At 57.7% G+C, this 13368-nt stretch carries 8 protein-coding genes and 6 pseudogenes; 5 read left to right on the top strand and 9 right to left on the bottom strand.

The window, feature by feature from the left end:
- The first annotated feature begins 31 nt into the window (after nucleotides 1-31).
- On the top strand, nucleotides 32-1240 hold the full coding sequence (locus ACFQX9_RS27865) for an O-antigen ligase family protein (protein WP_377791150.1): 1209 nt from the start codon (nucleotides 32-34) through the stop codon (nucleotides 1238-1240).
- Nucleotides 1241-1374: 134 nt separating this feature from the next.
- Nucleotides 1375-1648: pseudogene (locus ACFQX9_RS27860) on the top strand (transposase); the annotation flags it as partial.
- Between the two features lie 554 nt (nucleotides 1649-2202).
- Here the strand turns inward: ACFQX9_RS27860 and ACFQX9_RS27855 are convergent.
- A complete protein-coding gene (locus ACFQX9_RS27855; RefSeq protein ID WP_377791149.1) occupies nucleotides 2203-3321 on the bottom strand; it encodes a glycosyltransferase family 1 protein in 1119 nt (372 codons plus the stop codon).
- Between the two features lie 487 nt (nucleotides 3322-3808).
- Entirely contained in the window at nucleotides 3809-4525 is a 717-nt protein-coding gene (locus tag ACFQX9_RS27850) for a methyltransferase domain-containing protein (RefSeq protein ID WP_377791148.1), read from the bottom strand.
- 334 nt (nucleotides 4526-4859) lie between these two features.
- Here ACFQX9_RS27850 and ACFQX9_RS27845 point away from each other — a divergent pair.
- Nucleotides 4860-5056 (top strand): annotated as a pseudogene (locus ACFQX9_RS27845) (IS5/IS1182 family transposase); the annotation flags it as partial.
- 1128 nt (nucleotides 5057-6184) lie between these two features.
- A pseudogene (locus ACFQX9_RS27840) lies at nucleotides 6185-6660 on the top strand (transposase); the annotation flags it as partial.
- 215 nt (nucleotides 6661-6875) lie between these two features.
- Here ACFQX9_RS27840 and ACFQX9_RS27835 read toward each other — a convergent pair.
- Nucleotides 6876-7940 carry a right-handed parallel beta-helix repeat-containing protein gene (locus ACFQX9_RS27835; RefSeq protein ID WP_377791147.1) on the bottom strand — a complete coding sequence of 355 codons (1065 nt, stop codon included), beginning with the start codon at nucleotides 7938-7940 and terminating at the stop codon, nucleotides 6876-6878.
- 272 nt (nucleotides 7941-8212) lie between these two features.
- Between ACFQX9_RS27835 and ACFQX9_RS27830 the strand changes: the two are divergent.
- A pseudogene (locus ACFQX9_RS27830) lies at nucleotides 8213-8551 on the top strand (transposase); the annotation flags it as partial.
- A gap of 231 nt (nucleotides 8552-8782) precedes the next feature.
- On the opposite strand, the pseudogene ACFQX9_RS27825 reads toward ACFQX9_RS27830, so the two are convergent.
- The 6 genes and pseudogenes from ACFQX9_RS27825 to asnB form a co-directional block, all read right to left on the bottom strand.
- Nucleotides 8783-9013, bottom strand: a pseudogene (locus ACFQX9_RS27825) (DapH/DapD/GlmU-related protein); the annotation flags it as partial.
- Nucleotides 9014-9073: 60 nt separating this feature from the next.
- Nucleotides 9074-9235: pseudogene (locus ACFQX9_RS27820) on the bottom strand (N-acetyltransferase); the annotation flags it as partial.
- A 160-nt stretch (nucleotides 9236-9395) separates the two neighbouring features.
- Nucleotides 9396-9902, bottom strand: coding sequence for a UDP-N-acetylglucosamine--LPS N-acetylglucosamine transferase (locus tag ACFQX9_RS27815; protein WP_377791146.1), 507 nt, complete (start codon nucleotides 9900-9902; stop codon nucleotides 9396-9398).
- A 30-nt stretch (nucleotides 9903-9932) separates the two neighbouring features.
- Nucleotides 9933-10217, bottom strand: a complete 285-nt coding sequence (locus tag ACFQX9_RS27810; RefSeq protein ID WP_377791145.1) for a hypothetical protein — start codon at nucleotides 10215-10217, stop codon at nucleotides 9933-9935.
- Between the two features lie 325 nt (nucleotides 10218-10542).
- Entirely contained in the window at nucleotides 10543-11442 is a 900-nt protein-coding gene (locus ACFQX9_RS27805; RefSeq protein WP_377791144.1) for a glycosyltransferase family 2 protein, read from the bottom strand.
- 11 nt (nucleotides 11443-11453) lie between these two features.
- Nucleotides 11454-13322 (bottom strand): asparagine synthase (glutamine-hydrolyzing), encoded by a 1869-nt coding sequence (asnB, locus tag ACFQX9_RS27800; RefSeq protein ID WP_377791143.1) that lies wholly within the window; start codon nucleotides 13320-13322, stop codon nucleotides 11454-11456.
- Nucleotides 13323-13368 lie beyond the last annotated feature (46 nt).

Below are 13368 nucleotides of genomic sequence, written 5' to 3'. Positions count from 1 at the left end.
GTGTGTCCCATGGATCATTCCTTTTGGACCGTTGCACCTGACGACTTATGCTCTCGTTCTGCTGACATTCCTGCTGCCCTGTCTTTCCAAATGGATACGCGCCGCGCCAGGCGGCATCAGCCTTCCAGAGTTTGGTCTTTTTTTCTATTGCATTTGGGCGGGAATTGCCCTGTTGGCTGCACACGGCTTTGTCGCCATTCAAACCGTTGGCATACTATTCATCGAAACAATGGGAGCCTACTTACTTGCGCGCTGCTTTATTCGTAGTGCGGCTGACTTCAGAGGAATGGTCTTAGTAGTGACGACAGTTGTTTTAGCCTTATCACCTTTCGCCATTTATGAATGGATCACAGGAGGCAAGCCGATTTTGTGGGCGATGAGCGCCGTTTTTCCGACCGTGGAAATTACGATGATGGCTCCGCGCTGGGGCTTCTGGCGGGTTCAAGGACCGTTCAGTCATTCAATCGAGTTCGGCCTCTTCTGTACTAGTATCTTAGCGATGACCCACCTCGCTTGGGGGCATAACCGCAGCGTTTCCTCGCGATGGCTTTTGACCGCGGCAGTGGCAGGGACCGCCATTTTGTCCATGTCTTCGGCGCCGATTTCCAGTCTCCTATTCCAAATTATGCTGATCGGATACAACTCGCTTCTCTGGCGCTACAGGAGCAGGTGGACGATATTATGGAGCATCGTCATTGTTGGATTTTTAGTCGTGCAGCTAGGGTCGAACCAAGGCGCAATCAAATTCTTCATTTCGCACTTTACATTCGATCCCGGGACAGGGTGGTGGCGTCTCGCGATCTGGGATTTCGGAACCGATTCGGTTCTTAACCATCCTTTACTTGGAATAGGCCTGACGAACTGGCAGCGACCACGCTGGATGTATTCGGCCAGCGTGGACAGCTTTTGGCTTGTGACCGCCATGAGGTACGGAATTCCAGCTGTAGTCCTGCTCTTGGGATCCTGCATTTGGATAATGCTTGCGATTGCTCGCGCGAAAACCGCAGACAGAACCGTCGAGATTTGTCGTTTAGGATACTTGATTTGCATGGCGACTCTCTTGTTCGTGGGCGCCACCATTCACTTTTCGCATGCAATTTACGCGTGGTTCATGTTCGTCTTAGGAAGCGGCGGCTGGTTGGTGGATACCAAGCAGCCTGAAGCCGCGAGGGCAGCGCGAGCAATCTACTCACAAAACATTGCTTATTGTGCGCATCGAAGGCAAGTAACGGAATCCTGAGGCGTCTCTACAGAGCATGGCTGAGTTATCGTCTAGTGCTCGCAGTTGCGATAGTCTTGATTGGCAGGCATACGGCCCGGGTGATCTGACCCTATCCGGATCGAAGTTCGTTCTGCCCATATGAGGATCAGAGCATGAAGCGCAGCCTCTATACGGAAGAGCAGATCAGGAACTTGAAGGAGCACGAGGTTGGCGTGTCGTTACCAATCTTTGCCGGAAGCGCCGCGTAAGCGGCGCCAGTATCTACAGTGGAAAGACAAGTTTGGAGGGTTGGAGGTCTCGGAGGGCGCTGGAGGACGAAAACACGCGGCTGAAGCGGCTTCTGACCGAAGCCATGCTCGACAACGGCGCTGAAGGAACTCCTTGGAAGAAGTGGTGACGTCCGCCGCCAAGCGGAACGCTGTCGCGCCGGCTCTACCGTGTCGTCAACCGGCAACGAACTTTCCATGAGAATGAATTTCCAATTTCCCTAGGTGACGGCGACTATGGTTCGGGGTTCAGCCGGTATCGTGATCGTCATTGGTCCTTCCAGGCGGGCGGCCGCGGCGCTTGGGCTGCGGCTGGTTTGTGAGCGAGCGCGAGCGGACGTTTTCCGGTATGAGGCCGTGCTGCACCAGCTCGATCCCTCGATTTGTTATAACAACGGCGTGGTGCTCGCGCGGCGCGCCCGCACTGCCGCATAGTCCGGTCGGCAGCTCTGATACCGCACCGAGGTGCGATCGGCGCCAAGAGCCGAACACGACCGCCGACCGCTGACCTCATGGGGGTCTGAAGGTGAGCGACGGCCTCACGCCTGGCGGCCGGCGTCACAATTTTTGGCTGCGACATCCTGCATTGGCGTTGTCGAGCATCGCCTTCGCGGAAATTCGTCAACTTGGCGTTCTCATCGTCCAGCGCCTTCAGAGGGAACTAACGACTGGATATAACGTAAGGGCAAGGTCATGCCGAACGGGAGTGTTTCGTCAGGTGCTCAAGGCGCGCCTGAAGGCTGCATCGACTGCTGCTCCCGCCTGGTCCCACGTTGTTGATTTCACGCTCTCCGCTGCCATCAGTGACAAGGCGCTTGAGTCGGGCGTTCGCATGAGGTCTTCTAAGGCCGCAGCCAGTGCGTGAGGGGTTGGGAGGCTGTAGCGGACGTGCGGGTTTTCTCCGAGCACGACGCGATTGTGCTCGGCATCGTTGATGATCGGGATGCAACCCGCAGCAAGCATCTCGTACGGAACGAGGGAAAGATTCGTGAAGGATAAACAGAGCCCCGCCAAGCATTGGTTGTATATTTCGTTGAGCTTGGCTGGGCGGACTACGCCGTGGTTGATGCACTTGAAGTTCAGATCCTCCAACCTCTCGCCGAATAAGTGTATTTGGACCTGGGGATGCCGTTTCGCAAACAGCTCGAGAGCTAGCAGTCCGAGTTCAGTCCCGCGCCTAGGCGTTCCGGTTCTCACATAAAATGCGACTGCTGAACGCCGGCAGGCCGGATCGTGACGATAGACAGATGTATCGCATCCGAAGGGGAAAGAATCTGTCTGCATTCCGTACTCACGTGTAAGTTTCTGCGCTAGCCACGCGCCCGCCGTTATGCCATGGAAGCCCATTCGATAAGTATTCTCTGCAATCACGTTGTAGGCTCCAACGGGGTCGAAATATGGTTCGAAATCCTGGACAAAATAGAAGCGCTTCCCCGCACAGGCTGCATTGAACACCGGGTAGGCAGTCGACCAGCTTGTCGCAACCACCGCATGAGCGTCCCGCATCCCATCGTGAATATCCCCGATAGTACCTGTGAATCCGTAGTGTTCTCGCGCGACGCCTTCAAAATACTTATGGTCCGCGCGGTGAACATGGTAAAAGAAAATTCGATTGTCATATCCTGCTTTATCGAGATACTTAATTATCCTAAAAAAAGTGCTATGGCCTCCGGATCCAGGTCCCGCGGGAGTCTCCACCCAGTTGACCGAGATCGACTCACCCGATGAAATTCTTGATTTCGACACGTGGGAGGGTCGATTCAGGTCGGCTCCGAGAACGTCTTCCGGCAGCACCGGCCAGTCAACCCGCTTAGGCCGCACCCAGTTTGCCACGGAGGTTCTGACCCGCGCAGTGATTCCGCGGTGTCCTTCTTCTGCCCAGATATTCGTCAGTTGTCGCCCCCGACGGGCAGCTTGATTTAGAGCGGGTCTTAGAAGTGCCATACGTGATGCCATTTTCCACTGGTGCGTCCGGGTTGCCGAAACTATCGCCACACCAGCACGGAATATAATAAATGAGTTTTGAAATTTAAACCGAAGAATTATTTTATTTCATGTAGTCATCTCGGTTATTTTGATGCCTGCCGGTGACGAGCTTTTTGCCAGGCGACGCCAGCGCCTGCTTCACCGCCATCGTCCTATGGACGCAGTGTCCATATGACCTAGGGCAGGTTCGAATTCACCTGCGGCAAGAACGACATTGATCACAGAACCACCAAAGCAAAGCACTGGATCAACGGTCCGGTCGAGCGCATGAACCGAACCCTCAAGAGAGGCAAACGGTCAGCTGCTTCCACTGTGAGAGCCGCGACCAACTTTGTCAGCATGTCGTCGAGGCTGTCTCGGCCGGCATGATGTTAAGATTCTTCCGAACCGCCATAAGCGACTTGGTCATTCCTAAAAACCTTTCCGAGATGATAGTGGCATCGGGAAAGAGCGCTGAGAACATGCGTTTGTCGAGCAAGGAAGAATCTTGAATGGTTCTCATCGCCTCATCGACAGTCGCGGCCTTGGACCAATAAGGTCCGCACTTGTGTGCCATAACCACCCTGAACTTTAGCGACTCGGGAAGCCAATGGAGTAGCGGTGTTCTCGCATGAGGTTCGACCGGAAACCAGAAGTAGGGGGTTTGCACAAAATAACGTGGAGCGATCCTACGAATCTCTTTCGCCATAGACATCATGTTCGACCATTGGCCTACATGTTCGATGACCGAATTCGAGTGGATCACGTCGAAGCTATTATTGGTGAATTCAGGCATCTGGCAGGCATTGCCCTGCATGAATACAAATCCTGGCTTGGCTGCGAGCTGCCCGCCTTCCAGATTGAATAGGGTTATTTCCACAGGCCTAGCGATCAACTTTCTCTTGTCTCTCCAATAGGCCTCAATTCCGCCCACATCGAGTATGCGCAGGGGACGGTCCATCATCGGAATTGAATTAATTACGTCAAGAAAGACGGAAAATCGTGCTAGCCTGAAACTGCTGGCTGCCGCTCTTTCGTAACCACCAATTTCGACAGCTGGGGAAGTCGCCATTGCCAGTGCTCGAATTAAGGACTCCATGCGCGCAACTTATACGGTATATTTATAATATTTTCAAATGGAGTTTATAAAATAATATCATTGAACGGCGGTCCAAATTAATCCTCGCTTCGCGGTGGGATCAAAAGAAGAGCGGGTAGGGCCGAGAGAGCGGTCAGGCTGCGCCGGGCTCTGATTTGTCGTGACGCTCTCAACACATTGTCGAAGGTATCGCTCGTAGCATAGGGTCACAACGCTTGCGCCAGTGCCCCGGCTTATGGGTCGTATTCGCGTACAACGCCCGCGGATCTGGCAAATGTACATTCGGCTGAAAGCGTCGAGCATCTGGCAACGGGGGTCTGAAGATCAGGCGCTTGGCCGCTCCCGCGGCGGCCTGAACACGAAGATACGTATGGCCCTTCGCGGCTTGGGATGACCTGTACGGTTCACGCTCACCGCAGGCCAGAAGAGCGATGCACTACAAACCGCCGCATTAATCGAGGAACTGCCCGCCGAGTCGTCATCGCCGATACAGCCTATGACACGCCGAGACATCGCCGCCAAAAGCCAAAAAAGCCCTCGCCCTCGTAAGTCACTGTTCAGCGGCCAGCTACCGGATGATGGGGCGATCTGCGAGTCTGCGGTCTGCTTGAACCGTTAGGGACATACACTGTATCCGTCCGGTGATGGCCGCTTTGCCGAAAGAGGTGCGTTGGTGAGAACTGTCAGTGATAGGCTCAGTGCCCAAGTCGAACGGCTTGAGGTGGTGGACACAGGCCGGTGGCGGCGCTGGTCCGAGGACGAGAAGCTAAAGATCGTCCTGGAGAGCTTTGCAGGCGTCGCGCCAAGTCGCGGCAACAGCGCGGCGGTCTGGCGTTTCGGGCCTATTGATGGCAACGGTCGTTTCGGCCTGAGCCGAAGGATACCGCCCGTCATCCTGGCCTCGTACCGGCGATGGTGGTCGCGGAATCTGGGCCGTCGCCTTGTCCGGGCGCGCCGGCCAGCAGCAGCGGGTCGATCGAGAATCGAGTTTGCTGCCGGGGCTCGGATGCAAATCACGGCTAAGTCGACGCGGCGACGCTGAAGGCCGCCGTGGCGGCGCTGGCAGATGGACGCGTACGGTGATCCCCATTGCATCGGGCGTGCCGGTTTGGATTGCCACCGGCCACACCGATATGCGTCGCGGCATGAACTCGTGGCCTTGCTGGTGCAGGAAGCGTTCACGCGAGATCCGCACGGCGGCGACCTCTATGTGTTCCGCGGCAATGTCGCGAGCTGCTCAAGCGTCGCTTTATGCCAAGAGTCGGAGCGCGGTCGCTTCCTGTGGCCATCGTCGGCTGATGGCGTCGTGACAATCACCCCAGCCCACTTGGCTGCCTGCTGAGGGCATCGGACTGGTGGATGCCGCAATATACCTGGCGACCGGAGGCGGCGGGCTGATCGCTGGATTTGAATCGGTGGCGCCGATGAGCGGTTCGGACAGAGACTGCGTCTCGTGATTCTCTGGTCGGCGATGGGCGGTGATGATTCTCTTCTCGACGCAGGCGATGCTGCGCGCCGAGCGAGCGGCCCGGTTGGCCGCAGAAGCCGAGGCCCAGGCGGGTACCTTGCTGATCGAGAAGCTTAAACTCACGATCAAGAAGCGTCGACACGAGCAGTTCGGACAGTCCTCCCTGGCAGGTGATCCAGCACGTGCGCGAGAAGCTGGTCTGCCGAGCCTGCGAAGCGATCACCTAGCCGCCGGTTCCCTCGTATCCGATTTGCGCACGGTCGTGCATGCTGGCCGATGTTCTGTTTGCCAAGTACGGCCTGCACCGGCCGCTTCATCGTCAGGGCGACGTCTACCAGCGTGAAGGCATCGATCTCGACGTATCGACCTTCGCGGACTGGGTAGGTGCAACCACCGCAATCCCGATGCCTTTGGTCGATGTGATCCGGAGCCACGTCTTCGCAGCCGAGCGCATTCACGGATGACACCACGGTGCCGGTTCTGGCCAACGGCAAGACCCGGACCGGCCGACTCTGGGCCTACGTGCGCGACGACGGTCGCCGGCCCAGATCCGCCGGCGGCCGTGTTCTTCTACTCGCCCGATCGTGGCGGTGCGCATCCGGAGCAGCATCTGGCGGGCTATGCCGGACTGATGCAGGCCACGCCTGCGCCGGCCCGACGGCCGACATTCCGCGCCTGTATCCCAACCCGTCGACCGCGACTCAAACCCAGATTGCCGCGGGCGGTTCGGATCGCGTCGACGGACCTTGCGTAGCGACATCGATCAGCTGCTCCCAGAGCTATTGCCGTCACGACCTCAAAGCTGTGGCCTGAAAACAGCGCCTACCGATAAGTGTCGCCATGCCATTTGTTCCGTCATCTCGTGTGTGGGACGCGGCTATCCCATTCGACATTGTTGCGGAAAGTCGGGTTGGAGTTAAGAACCAAATAGTAGCCGTAGGCACCGCGCTCGACATAGTTGTTGGTAAAATCGATGCTTGTAATGGCTCCGTTGGTTGTTTTCGCCTCGAAATACACCGCATAAGACGGAGTGCCCAACAAGAGGTTGTTGTTGATCTGAACATCGTGGACAGGGCCAAAGACGTTCTGGATCAAGATTTCGGCCGTACCGTGGTCCGAAGGAGCGGAGATTGTATTGTGCTCGATCACCACATGGTTTTGGCCGCCCAGGAGGGTAATGCCGTCAAAGTGAGGAGCGCTGCCGGCATTGAACAGGTCGTGGATATAGTTGTCACGGACGGTGCTCGCACCGTCCGTTAATTGGATGCCTATCCTGACATGCGAAATATCGTTTCCGACAAACGTTCCGTGGCCGAGAATGCCGTTGTCGGTAAAGTCGCCTCCGATGATAATGCAATTCTCAACCAGCAGATTGGACGCAGTAACGGCTAGAATACCGTTGGAATCATTAGTCTGGATGATGCAGTTCTTAATCGTTAAGTCCGCAGCAATAACAGTAAGTTGGCCGTTAATGATCACGTTCTCGATCACTGCGCCCGGAGTCTCGATGGTCATCCGCCCCGTATAGGGGGTGAGCGTCACGCCAGCCGGGACGCCAGCCGTATCCGCAGTAGGCATGCCGAAGCGAGCTGAATTAATGGTACTTCCGGCCCTAAGAGACGGCGGGAGCTCGCCGCCTTTGTTTTCCCGCTCACGCAGCAAATCATTTCGCGTTGGCCCAATTTGCTCGTCGCGATTGAGCCTTAGCTTCTCCTGGTTAGCTCCAAGTCGCTTCTCTCGGTCGAGCCGCAGTTCTTTCCGCCGCTGTTCCAGCCGTTCACGAGTGGCGTTGACGCGAGATTGCCATTCCTCCGGCGACAACTTGTTCAAATAATCTGTCGCGTGATCCTGCGCGAAGCACACGCTTGAAACCCCTCCTGCTAGACAAGTTATAGCGACAAAAAATAGACTCCGGTACATGCATATCTCCTGCCCAGATGCTACATCCGCGCGACGACCACTTCAACATGGCACGTTCAGCATCGTGGCGTTTCTCTCTCCTTTCGTCTCGTGGAGACACTGCCAGACGCAATTTTCTGCAGGATTTTCGCTGTAATTCTTTCCGTCCCGTCCGGATTAGCACTACTTTGGAATTTGCTTGTGCGGCGCGAGGCGACGGTGTTGCAAGAAGGCGTAGGCAATCATCGTTAGGAATGCGAACGATGGAGACCTTGTCATGATCGCGCTTCGAAGTGAGCAAGTCCAAAGGCGTGTACTCATCAACTCCGCGCCACCTGCTCTGGCCTGTGCGCGCGAAGATAGGCCATCTGTCGGCATCGTCCCACCGATGGTCGCTTATTCGTTTTGAGGACAGTCGCGGCGGTGAGTGCGTTGATCGGCATCTGGCGGGCTTTCCCGGAATCCTGCAGGTCGATGGCCACGCCTGCAATCGGCTCACCAGGTCAGCGGGTGCCATGACGCTGGCAGCGTGCTTTGCCCATTTCAGGAGACTTTTCTACGAGCTTCACGTCAACGAGAGCTCGCGCCTGGCAGACCGTCACCACCATGGCCGGGCCGTGGGAGATCGAGCCGACATCCGCGGCCAGGATGCTGAGATACGGCGAACGCGCGTCAGGAGAAGTCCGCCGCTATCGTCGCGGGCTCTTCGATCTGTGGGACAGAGCTGCCGCGCCTGTCGGGCAATCCCAAATTCCGTACATTCAAAATCACATTGGGCAAACAATCGGAAATATTCCATGTCAGTTGCCTCACGCGCTGACGCGAGCGGCATCGATAAACGGCGCTGCCTTGGACGCGGGCAAGATGCGCGCGGGCACCCCGGCCACGACCGCTTTCGCGGGAACATCCTTCGTCACCACGGCGCCGGCACCGACAATGGCGCCAGCGCCAATGGTGATGCCGCACAAGATGCTCGCATTGGAGCCGATCGACGCTCCCTTGCCGACACGGGTTGGCTCCGCCGTCCAATCGGCCGCGCCCTGAGGCCGGCCGTCCCCGGTTGTCGCCCTTGGATATTTGTCGTTGGTGAACATGACGCCGTGCCCAATGAACACCTCGTCCTCGATGTTCACGCCTTCGCAGATGAAACTGTGCGACGAGATCTTGCAGCGGGCACCGATCTTCGCTCCGGCCTGGACCTCGACAAACGTGCCAAGCCTTGTCTCATCCCCGATCGAGCAGCCGTAGAGATTGACGAGATCCGGATGGAAGATCCGCACGTCGCGACCGAGCTGCACATCGCTTGCGATAGGCATCGCCATTTTCTCCAAAGTTATAGGAAATTATCAGTCAACCGCCGGGAACCGGAGCGGGACGCGGCACGCTGAAGCGTCCGGCGGCCGACAGAGAAACGAGCGCCCTTAGTTCCGGCAGGTGCACGAACACAAATCGTCCTTGTGCGAACTTTAGCAAAAGTCATAGCACCGAGCCGACGTAATGGGGACCTTCTGGGCGTGCCAAATGGGGCCACTGAGTCAGCCAAAGGTCGGCGTAACGACCAATTCTCGCGCCGGAAATTGAAAGCTTCTCGACGTTCGCGATGCTGTCCAGCCATATCGTGTGCGCCCCAACCAGTCGCGCAAGTCGTAATGCAAAGTAGCCTGGCGCAGCGCCTGTTGAGATGACAACGTCAGGCATCTCAACACAGATGATCCGAGACAGTTGCGCGGCGGTTTTCAGTAGACCGAGTTTGTTAGAGAGGTTGGAATCATTGACCGTCCAAAATGCACAGTCCTTAACTTGCGATCGATATGAATCATGGGTTGTGACGAATGTCACTTCGCAGTTGTCAAATGCGGCGCTGACCCGGAGCAACTGGATCCAATGGCCTCCGCCCGAAGAAACTGCCAGGAGCTTATGACGCGTCCCGCGGGGAATGATGTTTCGGAGCTGTAAAGCGCTGGAGGCGGTGAATTCGCGCATTTCCAAAGCCTCAAAAACGGCTAGGGCTTATTATGCAATAAAACAAAAATAAATCAATTTAATATTTGTTATTAAGTCCCGGTTAATTGGTTTGGCATTTTTTGATCGAAGCGGTGCACCGGCGCGGTGCGCCGGCGCCCGCTGGTCAACCGGCCGCGCCGGCCATTGCGAACAGCCGGCGACTTGAGGGCGACCATGCAGGGGCATCGAGAAGTCGCTTTCGGCCACGCCGATCTTGCGGTTGCCGCGATAAGTGCCGCTGTCGACGTTGAAGGGGGGCCAAGCCGACAAGGGCTGCCTTGCTTGGGCCGTCATGTCCGAGTTCCTGCATTTGCGCGTTGAGCTGCATGCAGGCCCACGGCCCCCGCCGGGCGGTGAACGCATCAACGGCGCTCCTCGGCCTCGCTCTCGGCGATCAGGGCGCGATCGTTGGCTTCGCTGGCCAGGGCTCCGCATGAGGACGAGCTGATCTCGCCGCTTTGCCAGCCTTGCTGGGGCGTTGCGGGCGGGTGTGGCGACCTGCTCAGTGGCGGGCTTCATGGCGCGCGCAACGGCAGCGAGAATATGCGTTTGACAGATGAAACGGGCGCGAGACCGAGCCGGCTCGTGGCGGGACCCGCCCACCCATTTGTCCTATCTTCTATTTCCGATTCCACGCTGCCGAAATTTTTAGCCCGTCTTCCCGGAGTAGTACTCCGATCATGCGGCCACTGCGATAGAGTCTGATCGCAGTCAGGCAGAGAAATGCCAAGGTGCGCTCCCGCGGCCCTGAGACACGGGGCGAGAAGAGCAGCGTTGGAAATTCAGCAATTGGAGATCCGGCAACTGCGATCGCCCTGCCGAACCAACGGAAACCACCAAGGCGTCGGAGCCGGATGCGTTCGTAGTCATGAGCGATGTGCCTGTCCCATTTCCCTTTCAGCTCGGCGAAGGTCTTCCGAGCGGGATGAAACACGATCATTTCCGGTACATACCGTATCACATAACCTGCCGCGCAGGCGCGCAGTCCCCAATCGCGGTCCTCGGCAACCTCGATCCCCGCAAAGGGTCCGATCTCGGCGACGACCGACGGCAACGTTGCAAGATTGCCAGTTCCCGAAAAACCCTCTGCGATGTGTTCGCTGTTTCGGTAAGAATAGATGCTTTCATATGGTTCGAGAAATGTAGGCCGCGCGGGGTTTTCATAACGCACCTGAACATCGCCACCGACGATTCGAGCACTTCGGTCGGCGAAGGCGGCCTCAATCGCAGCGAGCCAACCGGGATCGGCCCGGCAATCTGCATCGATAAATGCCAGGATGTCACCGCGCGCCTCGCGGATTCCGCGGTTGCGAGCCGGTCCCGGGCCCGGAATGTATTCTGAGACGAGTCGGACATCAGGCCAAGCAGAACAAACCGTGCTGGGCAACCTCGCCGACCCGTTATCGACGACGATGATCTCGACCTCGCTAGTGATGGCATGCTGGGCGTGCAGGGCTTCCAAACCAAAAATGAGGTGGCCCTCCTGGTTGAGGTGCGGAATGATGACTGAGATCAGCATTGCCGGTCCGATCAGAAGAACTCGCGCAGGAACGTCTCCAGCGCGAACAGAGCCCAGAGCGTCTTGTCGTGATTCTGCTGTCCCTTTGCATGCTCGTCCAGATAGAGTTGAACCGTCGCGCCATCGAGGTAGGGGGCGCTAATGCTATCCGACCCCAGTAGGAGTTCCCGCGCCGGATCGTGCAACGGGCCGCGAAACCATTCGGTCACCGGCATTCGAAAGCCGTTCTTTCGCCGGGTCAGAACTGATTGCGGCAGCCGTGGGGCCAACGCTTCGCGTACGATGCGTTTGGTGATTCTCCCCTTGATTCGGTGGCTGTCCGGTAAGGTGCTGGCGAACTCGGCGAGCCGAACGTCCATGAACGGTGCGCGCGCCTCGATGGAGGCAGCCATCGTCATCATGTCCATCCGCTCGAGCAGGTTGTCAGGCAGCCAGGACGTCTGATCGAAATGCAGTACACGACGCAAGGGTGTACTTCCTGCGGCCGCACTGAAGGGGCGCGCATCGGGCTGGCGGAAGACCGCTGGGCCTGTCCAGAGTGCGTTGCGTTCTGCCGTGGTAAGCGCGCCGAACCAGGAGATCATTCGCTCGTCGAAGCGGCGCGTGCTCATTGCTCTTGCGGCAATTCTCAATCTTCGGCCCACCGCAGGAGCCGGAGCTGTCGCCGCGAGTAGAGCTTGCCCCGCGACCGACAGCAGTCCTGGCCCGGCAAGGCGGCCAAGATGCGTCTCCACAAGGTGCTTCGGATAGCCCCCGAACATCTCGTCTGAACCCTCACCCGACAGGATGACCTTCACGTGTTTCGCAGCTTCCACTGACATCATGTAGATCGGCAGATCGGCGGTCTCCGCGATTGGCGCGGCACGATGACGGCTGAGCATTGGTAGCAGCGCGGTCAGGTCATCCGGCACGAGTTCCAGCGATGTATGAGTGGTGCCGATCTCACGCGCGGTTTCGGCGGCGGCGCTCAGTTCCGAAGCTGGATCATCCCGGAAACCAACCGAAAAGGTTCTTATTTCCGGGGCGCCGAGGTGGGCCAGCGTCGCCACGATTGCGGTGGAGTCAAGCCCTCCCGACAAGAAAGCCCCGAGCGGCACATCGGCTCTCAGGCGCAGCTTCACCGCCTCATCGAAGAGGGCAAGGAACCCGGCGACAGGGTCAGCGGCTGGTGCACGGTGTAGCGCTGTCTCTTCCGGAGCGGTCCAGTAGCGACGCGTCGTCATCTCTCCGTTCCGCCATATCAGACAGCTTCCCGGGGGCAGCTTGCGGACATTGCGAAAAAACGTGAAGGGGCCAGGCGCGTAACGCCAGCAGAGATATTGGTAAAGCGTATCGATGTCGAGTTCAGCACGCACGTCCGGATGAGTAAGCAAGGCAGCTATTTCGGAACCGAACACGAGCACCGGTCCGGAAACCGTCTGCCGCTCAGCGAGGAATAGCGGCTTCTTGCCGAACTGGTCCCGGGCCAGCACAACGGTGCGCGTAACGTCGTCATGCAGCACAAAGGCGAACATGCCCCTGAACCGGGGCAGACACTCGGCGCCCCAAGCGCGCCAAGCTTCGAGAATAACCTCGGTATCCGAGCTCGACGTGAAGCGCGCGCCGCCCTTGAGGAGCTCCTCTCGGATCTCGATGTAGTTATATATTTCGCCATTGAACACGACGGTGAAGCGCCCGTCGTGGCTGGTCATTGGCTGGCTGCCACCTGAAATATCAATGATCGAAAGGCGACGATGACCCATAGCGGCTACTGCTCCTCCGGAAAGGGGGAGTGTCACCTGTCCTTCACCATCCGGCCCGCGATGCCGAATGGTGTTCGTCATGGTTTGCAGGCATCCAGGGTCTGCTGGCGGTCCTATCCATCCCGCAATGCCGCACAAAGGCTGCTCCTCTGATCACCTTACAAGAATGGCATGGCCGACAAAA

Source organism: Bradyrhizobium sp. GCM10028915 (assembly GCF_042666195.1).
In the GTDB taxonomy this organism is placed as follows: Bacteria; Pseudomonadota; Alphaproteobacteria; order Rhizobiales; family Xanthobacteraceae; genus Bradyrhizobium; species Bradyrhizobium canariense_D.
Note: the sequence above shows the minus strand (reverse complement) of the source record. Positions and strands in the feature narration are given on the sequence as shown.

Excerpts from the sequence above, each read along its gene's own strand:
- ACFQX9_RS27805 (WP_377791144.1), bottom strand. The coding sequence starts at position 11,442 with ATGCTGATCTCAGTCATCATTCCGCACCTCAACCAGGAGGGCCACCTC.
- ACFQX9_RS27810 (WP_377791145.1), bottom strand. The coding sequence starts at position 10,217 with ATGACGGCCCAAGCAAGGCAGCCCTTGTCGGCTTGGCCCCCCTTCAAC.
- ACFQX9_RS27815 (WP_377791146.1), bottom strand. The coding sequence starts at position 9,902 with ATGCGCGAATTCACCGCCTCCAGCGCTTTACAGCTCCGAAACATCATT.
- ACFQX9_RS27850 (WP_377791148.1), bottom strand. The coding sequence starts at position 4,525 with ATGGCGACTTCCCCAGCTGTCGAAATTGGTGGTTACGAAAGAGCGGCA.
- ACFQX9_RS27835 (WP_377791147.1), bottom strand. The coding sequence starts at position 7,940 with ATGTACCGGAGTCTATTTTTTGTCGCTATAACTTGTCTAGCAGGAGGG.